This is a genomic window from Streptomyces sp. NPDC041068 (assembly GCF_040647455.1).
Taxonomy (GTDB): domain Bacteria; phylum Actinomycetota; class Actinomycetes; order Streptomycetales; family Streptomycetaceae; genus Streptomyces.
Genome location: NZ_JBEZCG010000003.1, coordinates 360703 through 375593, shown reverse-complemented (window position 1 = coordinate 375593; position 14891 = coordinate 360703). Strand labels below are relative to the sequence as shown.

Annotated in this window: 14 protein-coding genes and 1 pseudogene; 7 read left to right on the top strand and 8 right to left on the bottom strand. The window is 71.2% G+C overall.

Annotated elements, in window-relative coordinates:
* Position 1: 1 nt before the first annotated feature.
* From AB0B50_RS08740 to AB0B50_RS08725, 4 genes are all read right to left on the bottom strand, one after another.
* Positions 2–1255, bottom strand: a complete 1254-nt coding sequence (locus AB0B50_RS08740; protein ID WP_362327761.1) for a TniB family NTP-binding protein — start codon at positions 1253–1255, stop codon at positions 2–4.
* The gene (locus AB0B50_RS08735; RefSeq protein ID WP_362327758.1) at positions 1252–3285 is read right to left on the bottom strand and encodes a transposase; all 2034 of its coding nucleotides are present in this window, start codon (positions 3283–3285) and stop codon (positions 1252–1254) included. The genes AB0B50_RS08740 and AB0B50_RS08735 overlap by 4 nt, the downstream gene beginning before the upstream one ends.
* Positions 3251–3979, bottom strand: coding sequence for a TnsA-like heteromeric transposase endonuclease subunit (locus AB0B50_RS08730; protein ID WP_362327755.1), 729 nt, complete (start codon positions 3977–3979; stop codon positions 3251–3253). The genes AB0B50_RS08735 and AB0B50_RS08730 overlap by 35 nt, the downstream gene beginning before the upstream one ends.
* A gap of 266 nt (positions 3980–4245) precedes the next feature.
* Positions 4246–5214, bottom strand: a complete 969-nt coding sequence (locus AB0B50_RS08725) for a helix-turn-helix domain-containing protein (RefSeq protein ID WP_362327752.1) — start codon at positions 5212–5214, stop codon at positions 4246–4248.
* Positions 5215–5428: 214 nt separating this feature from the next.
* Here AB0B50_RS08725 and AB0B50_RS08720 point away from each other — a divergent pair, with 214 nt between their 5' ends.
* From AB0B50_RS08720 to AB0B50_RS08710, 3 genes are all read left to right on the top strand, one after another.
* The gene (locus tag AB0B50_RS08720; RefSeq protein ID WP_362327749.1) at positions 5429–6418 is read left to right on the top strand and encodes an NADP-dependent oxidoreductase; all 990 of its coding nucleotides are present in this window, start codon (positions 5429–5431) and stop codon (positions 6416–6418) included.
* Positions 6419–6921: 503 nt separating this feature from the next.
* Positions 6922–7332, top strand: a complete 411-nt coding sequence (locus tag AB0B50_RS08715) for a VOC family protein (RefSeq protein ID WP_362327746.1) — start codon at positions 6922–6924, stop codon at positions 7330–7332.
* 17 nt (positions 7333–7349) lie between these two features.
* A complete protein-coding gene (locus AB0B50_RS08710) occupies positions 7350–7487 on the top strand; it encodes a hypothetical protein (protein ID WP_362327744.1) in 138 nt (45 codons plus the stop codon).
* Here the strand turns inward: AB0B50_RS08710 and AB0B50_RS08705 are convergent.
* Complete coding sequence (locus AB0B50_RS08705; RefSeq protein WP_362327741.1) at positions 7472–8212, bottom strand: alpha/beta fold hydrolase; 741 nt, start codon at positions 8210–8212, stop codon at positions 7472–7474. The genes AB0B50_RS08710 and AB0B50_RS08705 overlap by 16 nt on opposite strands.
* A gap of 168 nt (positions 8213–8380) precedes the next feature.
* Here AB0B50_RS08705 and AB0B50_RS08700 point away from each other — a divergent pair, with 168 nt between their 5' ends.
* On the top strand, positions 8381–9370 hold the full coding sequence (locus tag AB0B50_RS08700; protein WP_362327739.1) for a hypothetical protein: 990 nt from the start codon (positions 8381–8383) through the stop codon (positions 9368–9370).
* Between the two features lie 470 nt (positions 9371–9840).
* Here the strand turns inward: AB0B50_RS08700 and AB0B50_RS08695 are convergent, their stop codons facing one another.
* On the bottom strand, positions 9841–10260 hold the full coding sequence (locus AB0B50_RS08695) for a DUF5997 family protein (RefSeq protein WP_362327736.1): 420 nt from the start codon (positions 10258–10260) through the stop codon (positions 9841–9843).
* Positions 10261–10318: 58 nt separating this feature from the next.
* Here AB0B50_RS08695 and AB0B50_RS08690 point away from each other — a divergent pair, with 58 nt between their 5' ends.
* On the top strand, positions 10319–11113 hold the full coding sequence (locus AB0B50_RS08690; protein WP_362327733.1) for a LysR substrate-binding domain-containing protein: 795 nt from the start codon (positions 10319–10321) through the stop codon (positions 11111–11113).
* An 81-nt stretch (positions 11114–11194) separates the two neighbouring features.
* Positions 11195–11761, top strand: a complete 567-nt coding sequence (locus tag AB0B50_RS08685; protein WP_362327730.1) for a CGNR zinc finger domain-containing protein — start codon at positions 11195–11197, stop codon at positions 11759–11761.
* Positions 11762–11852: 91 nt separating this feature from the next.
* Here AB0B50_RS08685 and AB0B50_RS08680 read toward each other — a convergent pair whose 3' ends face one another.
* The gene (locus tag AB0B50_RS08680) at positions 11853–12545 is read right to left on the bottom strand and encodes a response regulator transcription factor (RefSeq protein ID WP_362327727.1); all 693 of its coding nucleotides are present in this window, start codon (positions 12543–12545) and stop codon (positions 11853–11855) included.
* On the bottom strand, positions 12542–13771 hold the full coding sequence (locus AB0B50_RS08675) for a sensor histidine kinase (protein WP_362327724.1): 1230 nt from the start codon (positions 13769–13771) through the stop codon (positions 12542–12544). Before AB0B50_RS08675 ends, AB0B50_RS08680 begins: the two co-directional genes overlap by 4 nt.
* Before the next feature lie 159 nt (positions 13772–13930).
* Between AB0B50_RS08675 and AB0B50_RS08670 the strand changes: the two are divergent.
* Positions 13931–14854, top strand: a pseudogene (locus AB0B50_RS08670) (ATP-binding cassette domain-containing protein); the annotation flags it as partial.
* Positions 14855–14891: the final 37 nt, after the last annotated feature.

Here is a 14891-nt window from a genome sequence, read left to right as displayed (position 1 = left end):
TTCACCCCGCGTCCTGAGCGTCGGGGCCGGGGTCATCGAAGACGGTGTTGCGTGGTCGTTTGGCCCTCTTCTTGGGCTTATTCCGTGACGGCTTGGGCACCGAAGGCACTTCGCCGGCGTTCGGGTCCCGCCCCGGGGTCCCGGCCAGGTCAAGAGCGACGGATTCCAGAAGCTCCTCGGTCAGGCATTCCCTCCCACTGGCGATGGCCTCGCGGCACCCGTCTTCCAACAGTCGTTCCAGTAGGCCGACAACCCCGTCGGTGCGCTGGTAGAGGTACTCAGGCATGGTGCCTTCGGTGAGCATCCCTTCGCGCGCGTCCATGAGCCGCAACTCGTTCTCAACACCAGCCAGATGAGCGGTCCAGGTGGCGATTTCTTCAGCCGAGTCGTAGCTGAAGCGGTCAAGTTCGACCAGGTCGAAGCGGCGCTCGGTTTGGGTGGCTTCCAGGCCGTGCACCCTGGCGTGCCGTGAGGCCGGCATGGTGACTTGCTTGCTGCGTGGATCGAAGCGTCCTTCGCTGAGCAGGCCGGATTGGGGGATATCTACTCCGATCAGCACCAGAGTGACGTTCATGCTCATGAAGGCGCGGATGAGGTCGAGCGTGTCCTGATCGTCTGCCCGGTGCATGCGCAGCCTGGTGATGTCGTCCAGCAATAGGGCTTTGGTGCCGTGGTCGTGGAGTGAGGCGGCAACCTGGCGGACCAGGTCTGGGAGGTCCATGCGCGGGTGCACCGGGGCACCGAAGTAGTTCAGGATGGCCTTGCAGGTGCTCTTGGGCTTCGCAGTCACCGGGGTCTGGACGTACGCGACTGGTGCGTGAAGATCTCGAGTTCCGGGTTTGGCTTCAGGGTTGAAGTGATCGAGTAGGGCGAGCCATCGGTCCTCGAAGGCGGCGGCGACCTCACATACGGTCTCGGTCTTCCCTTGGTAGCCGCCTCCCGTGACCATCACTCCAGAGCAGGTGGTGGGTTTACGCTTCAGCGCGTTGTTCTCGATCCTTCCGTTCAACAACTTCGCGACTGCCCGGCTCATGGGCGTGTGCAAGAGTGGCAGGTTGGCGTGGGTGGCGATTCGGTGCAAATCGTGCAGTGTGCGCTGGCGAGGGCTCAAGGACCGCCAGCTAGCCAGGTCCAGGCGAGGTGCAGGTTGGAAAGAATGCCGAGTTCTGCGGTAGCCCTGCCAGCCGATCACGGTGTCGCGTTGAGGCGGAGGACCGGCAAAGGCAAAGGGGATCGCGCTGTCGTCATGCGTCATGCATGTTCCTCCGGTTCGGCGTGGCTCTCGTCCGGGAGTACGAACATCCCCTCAGTCCGCAGGACCTCGCCCATGCGAGGGGGAGGCGTGGGCCGTGAGGTAACCGTGGCCTCGCGACGCCGGCGCCGGTCCGCGGTGATGGCCCTGGCGTTGCGCTGGGCAAGTTCCGCAGACGTGGGTGCCGGCGGCAGCCCCCGTGGCCCGTCCGGATGTCGCGTAGGCCGGTCCACCGCAGCGGACCGTGCGCGAGCCAGTTCGCGTGCCCGCTCCAATCTCTGACTCTTGGTCATCTGGCTCGGCCAAGCCGAAACGGGTGTGCGGTCCGCAACCAAGTCCAGCAGCACGGGCAGAAGTTCAGAGTCATCTTGGGGCTTGAGACCAATACGGGCCGCTTCGCGCAGGACCTCGCGCACTCGTGCGTCGGAGAAGGCCGGGATGTCCTCGTCCCGGGGCAGGCCGCGCCACTGCAACGGATGCCAGTCGTTCGTGGAGGGGTCTTGGAAGAAGACCTCGCGGCAGTCACGCGGATCACGATGGACAGCCCATTTGCCTCGGTGGACCCCGCTTCGCGCCGACGGTCGACTGCGGTAGGGACCGAGAGCGGGGCCGTCATACCAAAGCCCGCCGACCTTCACTCCGCGGTTGCCGTGGATTTTCACATAGTGAGGAAACAACAGCTCGTAATAGAGGCCGGGTTCAGGCACTTCCAAGTCGATGCCGTCGCGGGCTCCTGCCATGGCGAAGAGCGTGTTCGGGCTGTGTCGGCCGCCGGGGTCCCAGGCCGGCCCGTACTCCGTGAGCTCGCGGTTTTGCCACACCTGGACGATCCAGGTCGCCAGCAGGTGTTCCATCTCCTCCAACGTCCAGGTCGCATCCCCCTCGGGATCGACTCCGCGGTCGGCGACGTCGACCCCGCTGTAGCCCAGCAGGAGTTCCAGCAGCAAGGACCGGATTCCCCCGAAAGCCCGTTCGCAGGCGGCCTTGTCGGTGGGGCGCATGGTCCGGGCTGGCAGCAAGACCACACCCAGTTTCCGGGCAACGCTCACCATGTGGTGGTTCTTGTAGACGCTGCCGTGATCACTGGTGACCGTCTCCGGGGCAAAGTAGGGGCGTCCCGCCACCGGGTGGCCCGCGAATTCCGCGACTACCGCGGCAGGGACCCCGGGGTAGGGCCATTCCATCTCGGGCCCCCAGCCAGGCCGCATGGGCAGCGGGAGCATCACATCCCGCAGCAGCATGGCCACTTCCACCGAGGAGTCCGAACCTGGGGTGAGCCGGAAGGCAACCAGGGAATGTGTGAAGGCATCGAGGGCCAACGTCAGATCGACAGAGATCGGCTCTTCGAAGACATCGTCCAAGACCTTGACCGGCAACGGCGTGGTGTCGAGTACGACTACCTGCCCAGGACGTGAGATCACCACCCGGGAAGTCCCTGCATCCACCGCAGCTGCCGAACGTGCATACCTCTGCCGGGCTCCCTGCGGGCCGAACCATTCCTTCCAGACTCGCCACAACGTGACGTAGTGCGGGATCTCCTCCTCTGCTTCCGCGCCGAACTTCTCTCGTACGTATTGGTGGATCATGCGTTCCTTCGTGCGCATGCTCACCTTTGAGCGGTGCAACGTCTCTGCATGAACGGCATGAATGGCCTTTTCGGTGGCTGGTCCGATCGATCGGTGCCCGCGCAAAGGTGGTGTCCATCGGCCGTCGGCCAGGCCCATCAGTCCGTTCTCGTCGAGTTCGGCGGCCATCCGTTCCAGAGTTCGGAAGCTGATCTGGCCCAGGCCCAGCACCTTGGCATCCTGCGGATGCAGAGCACACAGCTCGGCCACTTTCGCGCGGCGGCGCTGTGTCAGCGTGGTGCGTTCGGGATCGTACTGTGGGCGCGGTTCGCCGGGCTCGGGCCAGAAGGGGCTGCCGCTGCGGAACCCCGTCTCGACCTCCAGGAGATGCGCCATTCGGGCTCGGGCCCGGTCCTGATTGGTCCCGCCAAGGTCATCGATCTGCTGCGGTTGACGCTTCTCCGTCATCTCGGCCTCCCACCCGGTAGATCCAGGTCGCGTCCTTAAAGGGTTGGGCCAAATCCATGGCCAGGCGGCCATGCCAGAGCAGATGGATGGCGTGCGTACGTGCAACCTGGGGTAAGTCAGTGCCCGTAACAAGGTCGCCGAAGCGCTGTGGCTGTCCGCGCACTCCGTCCAGCAGTTGCCGTTGCAGGCCAAGCCGATCGGTCATGCTTCTGCGGCGGGCGGACAAGGTGTCGATGCCCGCGATCACCTGCCGTCGCCAGCCCGTCACGACGGCATAGCGCCAGCCCGCCGACGCGGCGGCCTGGGCTGCCGCTGCAAAACGCAGCTCGTCTTCCGGCTTGATCCTCGCCGCAGGCCGAACATCCAGCAGCCACACCGCCTCTGGCCCCAGAGCCAAGTAGTCCGGCGTATGTTCGCCCGCCCCGCCCGTCGAGGTGAACTGCAGTCGAAACGGCTGCGACAGCACCTCTCGTACCCGCCCAGCGAAATCCAGCGCCAATAGCAGTCGCCGCTCCGCAAGGCTCTCGAAGCCGTGCTGGCGCCCCGTCGACACCAAACACTCAAGCCCGGGTCGGTGCCCTTGACTCGGATGCCAGGAAAACCTCCGCGCGGGGACGGACCACGGCACCGGCGCGCTGGCCAACTCCCGCACTGGCCAGAAGACATCGGCGCTGCCTGTCTTCCACGTCGTCATCCACCGACCCGTCCACCCCGCGCCGCTGTCGAGCTGGCGTACAGCTGACTCTGGCACCGTGTACGAGGCCCTCAGATCATCAAGGGTGCACCGGTGCGACCAGACCACAGAGGAGTCCGCGTTCCCTCTACGGGCGCTCATGTCACGAGGACAGCACCTACTCGGATCTCAGCACGCAGATTCGCGCAGAAGCGCCTCACCTGCGTGCCTCGAGGGCTACCCTGCCCGCCAACCATCACGCACAACCCGCCAAGTGCAATGCAAGGTCACACCGCCGGTTGGGGGCGGAACGTGCGGCGGTAGGCCTGGGGGCTGACACCGATGGCGGCGTGGAGGTGTTGGCGCAGGGAGGCGCCCGTGCCGAATCCGGCCCGGTGGGCGACCAGGTCGACCGGCCAGTCGGTGGTCTCCAGGAAGTGGCGTGCGAGGTCGACGCGCTGCCGGGCGAGCCACTGTCCGGGCGTGGTGCCGACTTCGTCGCGGAAGCGACGGCTGAAGGTGCGGACGCTCATGTTGGCGTGGGCGGCGAGGTCGGCCAGGGTGAGCGGTTCGGCCAGGTGCCGCACGGCCCATGCCCGGGTGGTGGCCGTGCTGCCGGTGGCCGGACCGGGGACGGGACGCCGGATGTACTGGGCCTGACCGCCGTCGCGCCACGGCGGTACGACGCAGGAGCGGGCGACCTCGTTGGCGATGTGGCTGCCGTGGTCGCGGCGGACGAGGTGCAGGCACAGGTCGATGCCCGCGGCGACTCCGGCGGAGGTGAGGATGTCGCCGTCGTCGACATAGAGGACGTCGGGGTCGATGCGGGTTCTGGTGAACATCCGCTGCAGCCGGTCGGCTTCGCGCCAGTGGGTGGTGGCGCAACGGCCGTCGAGGAGGCCGGCGGCTGCCAGGACATAGGTGCCGGTGCAGATCGCGACGATCCTCGTCCCGGGGCGGATGGCGGCCAGGGCGTGCCGCAGCGGGCCGGGCAGACGGCCCTCTTCCCGGATCGGTCCCAGCCGGTGGGAGGGCGGGACGACGACGGTGTCGACGGTGGCCAGCAGAGAGGCGTCGTGGGAGACGGCGAGGTCGTAGTCGCCCTCGGCGTGCACGGGTCCACCGTCCAGACTGCAGGTCGCCACGGTGTACAGCGGGTTGCCGTCCCCGTCGCGGGCGGCGTTGAAGATGCGGGCGGGGATGCCGAGCTCGAAGGGGACGACGCCGTCCAGGGCCAGAACGCCAACACGATGCATGGCCAGATCTTTTCAACACATGGCCATCACGCCACCACCGGGGGCGTTGCCGAGCGGCCAGTCTTGGGCCGTGCCGGGGCCACTGGCACGGGCTGTGTCGGGACCACCGGCACAGGCCGTGCCGGCACCACCGGCACGAGAGCCCGATGCTCCTCGATGGGCACCGATACGCACCGATACACACCGATACGCACCCCGAAGAAGGAACGCCTCCATGTCCCAGCCCACCACCACCGCCCCTTCGACCATGCGCGCCGTGTCCCAGGACAGGGCCGGAGCCCCCGACGTCCTCAAGGTCGTCGAGACCGAGCGGCCGGAGCCGGGCCGGGGCGAGATCCTGGTCCGTGTGCGCGCGGCGGGCGTGAACCCCGCCGACTGGAAGACCCGCGAGCGCGGCGTGTTCGCCACCGGAGCGACGCCTCCCTTCACCCTCGGCTTCGACGTGGCCGGAGCCGTCGAGGCGGTCGGCGCCGGCGTGACGATCTTCCGGCCCGGCGACGAGGTGTTCGGGATGCCCCGCTTCCCGCACCCGGCGGGCGCCTATGCCGAGTACGTCACGGCACCGGCCCGCCACTTCGCCCCTCGCCCACGCGGCCTCGGCCCCGTCCAGGCCGGCGCCTTGCCGCTGGCCGCGCTCACCGCCTGGCAGGCCCTGGTCGACACCGCTCGTGTCCGACCGGGGCAGCGCGTGCTGATCCACGCCGCGGCGGGCGGTGTCGGCCACCTCGCCGTGCAGATCGCCAAGGCCCGCGGCGCGTACGTCATCGCCACCGCCAGCGCCGCCAAGCACGACCTCCTGCGCACACTCGGCGCCGACGAGCTCGTCGACTACCGCACCCAGGACGTCGCCGATGCCGTCCACGACGTCGATGTCGCCCTCGACGGCATCGGCGGCCCCAACTGGACACGCTCCCTGCGCACCCTGCGCCGGGGCGGCATCCTCGTCTCCCTGCTGCCGCCGGACGACACCTTCCCCGTCCGGCAGGCCGAACAGGCCGGGGTACGAGCGGTGTTCATGCTCGTCGAACCCGACCAGCAGGGGCTGCGCGAGATCAGCGCCCTGGTCGAGGACAGCCGTCTGCGGGTGATCGTCGACGCGACGTTCCCCCTCGAACAGGCAGCCGAGGCACACGCGTTGGGTGAAACCGGCCGCACGACCGGGAAGATCGTCCTGACAGTCGCACCTGACGCCGAGCGATCCTGAGACCCCTCAAGCCCTCCCTGACACGGAAACGAATCGGGATGGATGCCAGACGAGTCCCGCACCGGATTCCCCCGCCCACGACGGCAGTTATCTGCTCGACAACGCACAGTCCGAGGCGGGCGCCCGCTTCGACGCACCGGCCGAGCTGTTCGACCCGACCACCTTCCGGCACATCGAGGACCTCGGGATCACCTCGGGGTGGCGGTGCTGGGCTGACCGACGTCAACGCCGACGCCTGCTTCCCGGTCACGTCCGCCGCCTGCGACGTCCTGGAGGCGGCGACGGTCCGGCAGGTGCGCGGAAGCCGGTCGCCGCGGGGCTCGCGACCGACAAGGAGGTCGACCGGCACCTCGCGAACCTCGCCTCGGTCGGGCCGCCTCAGCCGGGCCGCCTCGGCCTCACCGTTTCCCCGCTGTTCTCGGCCGGGGCCGCAGGGCGCCACACACCTGATCGGTCAGGATTCGAGAAGCGCCGGTCAGGGAGATGTCCCTAGCATTCAAGGCATGGACATCACCATTCACACAAGCGTTCTGCCCCATGTCGACCCGGAGGCCTCCCTGGCCTTCTACCGGGACGTGCTCGGCTTCGAGGTCCGCAGTGACGTCGGGCAGGGGACGATGCGCTGGATCACGGTCGGCCCCGCCGGCCAGCCCAGCACGTCCATCCTCCTGGCCCCGCCGGCCGTCGACCCCGGAATCACCGAGGCCGAGCGCCGCACCATCGGCGAGATGATGGCCAAGGGCACGTACGGCTGGATCCTGCTGGCCACCCCGGAGCTCGACGACACGTTCGCCAAGGTGCGGGCCGGTGACGCCGAGATCGTCCAGGAGCCGACCGAGCAGCCGTACGGCATCCGCGACTGCGCCTTCCGCGATCCCGCGGGCAACCTGATCCGCATCCAGGAACTCCGCTGACGAGAAGGAGGACTCTCATGTGTCACCCCGCCTGGGGGCGCGCACGTACCGAGGCGCAGCGCCTGAACAACCTGGACGATCCGAACGACCCGAGTGACGAGAAGACGTCCGACGAAGTGAGCGAAGAGCGCGCGGCGGTTCAGACGCCGGCCTGAAGCTGCCGGGCGAAGCGGCGCACCGCGTAGGTGAAGGCGGCCGGTGCGTCGAAGTTCGCCAAGTACCTTGCCCCCGGGATGAGTTCGATGCGGGCCCGCGGGCGCGCGCGGACGAAGTCCCGTTCACCCGCCCGGAAGACGGTGTCCTTCTCGCCGTTGAGGATGAGGACGGGCACCGCCACGTGCCGCATCGCGCTCGCGTCGAAGCGGCCGAGGACCTCGCCCCAGGCGGCCGGGAGCGTGTGGAAGGCGTACCCGGAGCGGATGGTCTGCGCGACCACCTCGGGCGGGTACAGACGGCGCAGCAACCGGTCGTTCCAGCGGGTCAGCCGGTCCTTCGGTACGCGGGGGACGAGCCCGGCGGCCCATCGGTACGGCGTGGCCCACCCGCCGCGGGTCGATGCGCTGGCCCCCGCGAGGACCAGCCCGCGCAGCCGGTCCGGGTGGTGGCGCGCGAACTCCAGTGAGGCGTACCCACCGAGCGAGTGCCCCACGACCAGGGCGGGCCCGCGGTCGAGCGCGTCCACCGCGGCCGCGATGATCTCCGTTGCGACGGCGAGGCTCCAGGGCTCCGCCGAACGGGCGCCGTGGCCGGGCAGATCGACCGCGTTCACCGCGAAGTCCTCGCGCAGGGCGGCGAGTTGAGGGCTCCACTGGCCTGCGCTGAACCGCGTCCCGTGCACGAGAACGATGGGCGGCGCGTCCGCCGCGGCCGTGAGCGTCATGAATCCCCCTGGTCAGCGCTCGATGGTCCCCTGGTCGGCGCTCGGCAGTGCCGACTCTGTCCATGAGCCGACTCCCCCGTGCGGGCGAGGCGGATACCCCCGGCGGCTGATTCCCGTGAGGCTGCCGGGGGCGAGGCTTGAACTCCGTACAGCGGAAGCGGAGTTCAGGTGAGCGCAGGAGACAGGTCCGGGCGGATCGGTGCGTACGGAGCCGCGTCGACATTGACCCCGTATCTGCTGATCAAGGTGTCCTGGGTGGCCGGCGCGCTGCTCGGGCTCGCGCCGACCGGTACCGGGTTCGGGGTCACGGGGTGGGTGGTGCTCAACACCGTGACGATCGGCATGGCGGCGGCCGGGATCGCCGTGGCGCTCGCGCTGGTGCGGCCATGGGGGCTGCGGATTCCGGCGAAGCCGCTGGTCTTCTGCGCGTGGGTGGGCACGGGCTTCCTGGTGCCGCTCGTGCCGTACGCCGTCCTGGACTCGCTGTTCGGCCCGGCCGACGCGGCGCCGGAGAGGGGCGGTGACGACGACCCCTCGATGCCGGGCTGGGAGGCCGTGCTGATGCAGATCGGCTTCGTGGGGATGGGCATCGGCCTGGCCCTCGCGCTGCCCGCGTATCTGCGCCGCCGCTGGCCGGAGACGTTCGCGGGGCGGGTCGGCGACGGACGCGCCCGGACCGGAGCCGTCCAAGCGGCTCCTTGGTCGGCCCTGGCCGCCGTCGCGATCGGTCTGTTCTGGCTGTACTGGGCGGCGGGCGGCACCGTCGGCATCGCCCGCCCCGAGGAGCGGGTGCTCACCGGACGCCTTCTGACCGGCGTCCTCGGGGCGTGGGCGCTGCTCGCGGCCGCGGCCGTCCTGGTCATCGCCCGGGGACGGCCCGCCCGCCTGCCCCGCTGGATCCCGCTGGGCATCGGCTGGCTCGGTTCGGGGTCGCTGTTCGCGTGGAGCGCCTGGAAGCTCCCGTACACGCTCCACCTGGCCCTGACGAACCCGGCCGACGCACCCCTGCCCGAGAACCTCGCGGTCGCGGCCTGCCTGCATGCGGCCGCGGTGGCCGCAGGGGCGACGATGTCGGCGTCACTCGTCCGACGGACGGGGCCGGGGCCGGAGCCGAGGTCGGAGCCGGTGCCGGGGCCCGGCTCGGCGCCGGGGTTGTAGCTGGGGTTGGGAACGGTGCCGAAGCCGGGACCGGTGCCGGGGCCCTGATCCGAGTCGAGGCCCGGGTCCGAGCCGAGGCCCGGGTCCGAGTCGAGGCCCGGGTCCGAGTCGAGGCCCGGGTCCGAGCCGAGGCCCGGGTCGAAGCTGAGGTCGGGCCCAGCTCCGAAGCCGAGACCGACACCGAAGCCGAGACCAGCGCCGGGGCCCGCGTCCAAACCAGGGCCAGGCTCCAAACCGAGGTCAGACCCAGCTCCGAAGCCGAGACCAGCCCCGAGGCCCGCGTCCAAGCCAGAGCCCGGCTCCAAACCGAGGTCAGCCCCGGGTCCGAGGTCAGGCCCGGGTCCGAGGTCAGGCCCGGGTCCGAGGTCAGGCCCGGGTCCGAGGTCAGGCCCGGGTCCGAGGTCAGGCCCGGGTCCGAGGTCAGGGGCGGGTCCGAGGTCAGGGGCGGAGCCGGTCAAGGGCGGAGCCGGTCAGTCGCGCGGGGCGTCCGACTCGCGCTCGCTCCGCTTCGCCTGCTTCTCCGCCTGCTTCTCCTTGATGCGGACCGCCTCCTTGCGGACCTCGGCCTGCGTGGCGCGCTCCTCGCGCAGCCAGCCCGGCAGCTCCTGCTTCAGGGCCTCGATCTGCTCCGTGGTGAGCGGCTCCGTGACCCCGCCGCGGGCCAGGCCCGCGATGGAGACGCCGAGCTTCGCGGCGACCACGGGGCGGGGGTGCGGGCCGTTGCGCCGCAGCTCCTGGAGCCACTCGGGCGGGTCGGCCTGCAGCGCGTTCAGTTCGCTGCGCGAGACGACACCCTCCTGGAACTCGGCGGGCGTGGCCTGGAGGTACACACCCAGCTTCTTCGCCGCGGTCGCGGGCTTCATGGTCTGGGTGGTCTGGTGCGACGTCATGCCGTCAAGGGTATCGAGCATGTGCGCGACCTCCGACCACGACCGGTAGCCTGGCGAGGTGACAGGCTCGGAAGTAACCCCTTCGTTCCGGCTCGCCTACGTCCCGGGGGTGACGCCCACCAAGTGGGTGCGGATCTGGAACGAGCGGCTGCCCGACGTCCCGCTGACCCTCCTCCAGGTCTCCGCCGCCGAAGCACCCGAGGTGCTGCGCGGCGGCGGTGCCGACGCCGGATTCGTGCGACTGCCCTTCGACCGTACGGATCTCAGCGCGATCCCCCTCTACACCGAGACGACCGTCGTCGTGATCCCCAAGGACCACGCCGTGGCGGCCGTCGACGAGGTGTCCCCCGAGGATCTCGCCGACGAGGTGATCTTCCACCCCCTGGACGACACCCTCGGATGGGAGCGGCCCCCCGGCCTGCCCGCGTACGAGCGCCCCGCCACCACCGCGGACGCCGTCGAGCTGGTCGCCGCGGGCGTGGGCCTGCTCGTCGTCCCGCAGTCGCTCGCCCGCCTCCACCACCGCAAGGACCTCACCTACCGCCCGCTGACGGACGCCCCCGAGTCGCGCGTCGCCCTGTCGTGGCCCGAGGCCGAGACCACCCCCGACCTGGTCGAGGACTTCATCGGCATCGTCCGCGGCCGGACGGTCAACAGCTCGCGCGGCCGCACGCAGCCCGCGGCCCAGGCCAAGTCCAAGTCCGCGACCAAGGCTCCGGCGAAGGCGGCGCAGCAGAAGCGGAAGCCCGCCGCGAGCAAGTCCTCGGCGGGAAAGTCCACCGGCAAGGGGCAGCGCGGCGGCACCGCGCGCGCCAAGCCCGCCAAGCGCGGCAAGCCCCGCCGCCGGTCGTAGCCGTCGTCACGTAACGCCTCAACCCGGACAAGACGTTACGTACGTAACCGAAAAGCCCGCCCGGTGCGTTACATTCGCCGCGTGCCCCCTCACCGCAACGACTGGTCGACCCCGCAGTCCGTGTCGGCCGTCGCCCGGCGCAGCGCCGATCTCGTCAACGTCCTGAGCGGCGAGGAGACCCGGCCCGACACCGTGGCCGCGCTGCTGCGCGAGTACGGCGGAGCCGGCTTCGTCGAGGTGTCCGACCGCGATCTCACCGAGCTGCGCACCGCCGCCCTGCGGCTGCGCGAGGTGTTCGCCGCCGACCACGTGGACGCCGCGGCCGCCGCCCTGAACGGTCTCCTGGCGCGCGGCACCGGCGCACTGAGGCTCACGTCCCACGGGGGCGCCGCCCCCTGGCACCCGCACCTGGACGGCGACGACGACGCCCCCTGGGGCGAGTGGTTCCTCGCCTCGGCGTGCATGGCGCTGACCGTCCTGGTCTGGGACACACAGCGCGCCCCCGGCGGCATCTGCGCCTCGCCCTGCTGCCCGAACGTCTACCTCGCCCAGGGCAGCGGCGCCGCCCGCCGCTACTGCTCGCGGCGCTGCGCCACCCGTGAGCGGGTCGCCGCGCACCGCCGCGCGGCACGGGCCGCGGGCGCATGAAGCGGACGCGGAAACAGACGCATGAAGGGGACGCAGAAACGGGCGCATGAGAGCGAGGTGCATGAGGGCGAGGTGCATGAGAGCGAGGCGCTCAGCCCTCCGGCGCTCTCGGCACCACCAGGCCCGATTCGTACGCCGCCACCACCGCCTGCGTCCGGTCCCGCAGGCCCAGCTTGCCGAGGACGCGGCTCACATGGGTCTTCACCGTCTCCTCGCTGACGTGCAGCCGGGCGGCGATCTCCGGATTGGAGAGGCCTTCCGCGATCAGCCGGAGCACCTCGGTCTCGCGGGGCGTCAGCGCGTCGACCCGGGGCGCGGGCCGCGTGGAGCGGGCGGGTCTGATGCGGGCGAACTCGGCGATGAGCCGGCGCGTGACCGTCGGCGCAAGGAGCCCCTCGCCCGCGGCCACCACGCGGACCGCGTCGAAGAGGTGCTCCGCGGTCACGTCCTTGAGCAGGAAGCCCGCCGCCCCCGCGCCCAGAGCGTCGTACACGTGCTCGTCGAGGTCGAAGGTGGTGAGGATGAGGACGCGGGTGCCCGTCCCCGCCAGGCGCCCGGTCGCCTCGATGCCGTCCATCACCGGCATGCGTACGTCCATCAGGACCAGGTCGGGGCGCAGCTCGCGGCAGATGCGGACCGCCTCCGCGCCGTCCGGCGCGGTGCCGACGACGGTGAAGTCGGGCTGGGTGGCGAGCAGTCCGGCGTAGCCGACGCGGACGACCTCGTGGTCGTCCGCGATGACGATCCGCAGCGGCGGGGCGGCCTCGCGGGGCCGGGTGCTCATGCGGCCCGCTCTCCTGGCGGGACGGGGAAGGTCGCCTCGACGGGGAAGGTCGCCTCGATCAGGAAGCCGCCGCCGCGCGCCGGACCCGCCCGCAGGGTGCCGCCCGCCATGGCGGCGCGCTCCCGCATGCCGAGCAGACCGTGCCCGCTGTCGTGCCCCGCGCAGCTGTGCGGGCTCGGTCCGTTGTCGCGCACACGCAGGCGCAACGCGTCGTTCCCGTAACGGAGTTCGACGTCGACGGCGGCGCCCGGTGCGTGCCGCCGGGTGTTGGTGAGGGCTTCCTGGACGATGCGGTACGCGGTGAGCTCCACGCCCGGGTCCAGGGACCGCATCGGCCCCTCGACGATCAGGCGCAGCGCGCCGCCGGACGCGTCGCGTGCCTCGTCGACGAGGTCGGCGAGCTGCTCGATGCCCGGCTGCGGGCGGCGGTCGGGCACGGCGTCGTGACCCGCGTCCTCGCGCAGCACGCCGAGCAGCCTGCGCATCTCGGTGAGCGCGGTACGGGCGGTGTCGCCGATGGCCAGGAAGCGCTCGGCACCGGCCGGGGGCAGCCCCGGCGTGGTGAGCCTGGCGGTCTCGGCCTGTACGGCGATCATCGAGATGTGGTGGGCGACCACGTCGTGCAACTCCCTTGCGATTCTCGCCCGTTCGCCACGGGCCGCGTGTTCCAGCAGAGTGTCGGCGATGGCCCGCTCGGTGGCGCTGTGCGCGAGCGCGGCATCCCTGGCCCTGCGGGCGAGTCCGGTGCCTGCCGCCGCCGCGGCGCAGGCGGCGATCAGCGCGGCGAGGAAGCGGGACCTGGTGTCGGTGCCCTCCGGCGCGCCGACCGCGTACGCGACGAACGGCAGCGGAAGCAGTGCGGCGAGGACCTTCGGGCCCCGGCGCCCCGCCCGGTGGAGGGCATGGAGGAGCGCGCCGAACCCGGCGGCGGTCAGGACGTGGAAGGGCGTGAGCGACAGGAGCCCGGCGGCGCCCGCGGTCAGCGCCGCCGCGCCCACGATCCGCTCCCCGCCCGGGGAGCGCTGCGGGGCGGCGAGCACCGCGACCGGCGCCGTCGTCCCCAGTGCGAGGGACAGCGTCAGCGGGAGCGGGATCCTGCCGTCCGCGCGCAGCAGGACCTCCCCGGCGGCGGCCAGCGCGAGCAGCGCGGCGGCCACGACCGGGCCTTCGGGAAATCCCCCGGCCCGCCGTCGAAGCAGGCCGCGCAGGGGAGTTGTCGGCTTCACGGGTGTCATTGTCACCGTCGAGCGGCGCGGCGGAGTCCCTCGCGTGAGGGATACGAAGACTGCTCCGGTGCGTGACGACCCGCGCCGTCGGCGTCCCTAGCCTCCCTTGGTGACGGATGCCGTACGAGTACGGCGGGGCGACGGGGAGGGAACGGACGCATGGAAGCGACGATCGAGGTGCGCGGGCTGCGCAAACGGTTCGGGGCCGTCACCGCGGTGGACGGGCTCTCCTTCCGCGTCGAACCGGGGCGGGTGACCGGTTTCGTCGGGCCCAACGGCGCGGGCAAGTCCACGACGCTGCGGATCCTCCTCGGTCTGGACACCGCCGACGAGGGCGTGGCGTTGATCGGCGGTCGGCCCTACCAGGCCCTGCGCACCCCGCTGTTGGAGGTCGGCGCGCTGCTCGACGCGGGCGCCGTGCACCCCAGCAGGCGCGGGCGCGACCATCTGCTGTGGATGGCGCACTCGCACCGGATCCCGACGCGGCGCGTGGACGAGGTGCTCGACCTGGTGGGCCTGGGCGCGGCGGCGCGACGCCGGGCGGGCGGCTACTCGCTCGGCATGCGGCAGCGCCTCGGCATCGCGGCGGCGCTGCTCGGCGATCCACCGGTGCTGCTGTTCGACGAACCCGTCAACGGACTCGATCCGGAGGGGATCCAGTGGATCCGCGGGTTCCTCGGGGCGCTGGCCGCCGAGGGGCGGACCGTGCTGGTCTCCAGCCATCTGATGGGCGAACTGGAGGACACCGCCGACCACTTGGTCGTCATCGGGCGGGGCCGCGTCGTCGCCGACACGAGCGTGCGGGAGCTGCTGGCCGCCGCGTCCGGGGACCGTGTCGAGGTCCGCACCGTCGAGCGCGCGAGGACCATGGCCGTCCTCACGGCGGCGGGCGCGAGCGTCGCGGCCACCGGACGGGACACACTCACCGTCTCGCGGCTCGACGCGGAGCGCGTCGTGGCGCTGCTCGGCGGGGCGGGCGTGACGTTCTCCGGGGTCGCCGCGCACCGGGCGACGCTGGAGGAGGCGTACATGGAACTCACCAGGGAAGCGGTGCAGTTCGCGGCCGACGCGGGGGCCGAAGGTGCCGCCGACGCGGTGACCGCGAATGCCCCCGCCGCCA

What these genes read in the sequence shown, in the direction of transcription:
- AB0B50_RS08740 (WP_362327761.1), bottom strand. Translation starts at nt 1,255, where the DNA reads ATGACGCATGACGACAGCGCGATCCCCTTTGCCTTTGCCGGTCCTCCG.
- AB0B50_RS08735 (WP_362327758.1), bottom strand. Translation starts at nt 3,285, where the DNA reads ATGACGGAGAAGCGTCAACCGCAGCAGATCGATGACCTTGGCGGGACC.
- AB0B50_RS08730 (WP_362327755.1), bottom strand. Translation starts at nt 3,979, where the DNA reads ATGACGACGTGGAAGACAGGCAGCGCCGATGTCTTCTGGCCAGTGCGG.
- AB0B50_RS08725 (WP_362327752.1), bottom strand. Translation starts at nt 5,214, where the DNA reads ATGCATCGTGTTGGCGTTCTGGCCCTGGACGGCGTCGTCCCCTTCGAG.
- AB0B50_RS08720 (WP_362327749.1), top strand. Translation starts at nt 5,429, where the DNA reads ATGTCCCAGCCCACCACCACCGCCCCTTCGACCATGCGCGCCGTGTCC.
- AB0B50_RS08715 (WP_362327746.1), top strand. Translation starts at nt 6,922, where the DNA reads ATGGACATCACCATTCACACAAGCGTTCTGCCCCATGTCGACCCGGAG.
- AB0B50_RS08710 (WP_362327744.1), top strand. Translation starts at nt 7,350, where the DNA reads ATGTGTCACCCCGCCTGGGGGCGCGCACGTACCGAGGCGCAGCGCCTG.
- AB0B50_RS08705 (WP_362327741.1), bottom strand. Translation starts at nt 8,212, where the DNA reads ATGACGCTCACGGCCGCGGCGGACGCGCCGCCCATCGTTCTCGTGCAC.
- AB0B50_RS08695 (WP_362327736.1), bottom strand. Translation starts at nt 10,260, where the DNA reads ATGACGTCGCACCAGACCACCCAGACCATGAAGCCCGCGACCGCGGCG.
- AB0B50_RS08680 (WP_362327727.1), bottom strand. Translation starts at nt 12,545, where the DNA reads ATGAGCACCCGGCCCCGCGAGGCCGCCCCGCCGCTGCGGATCGTCATC.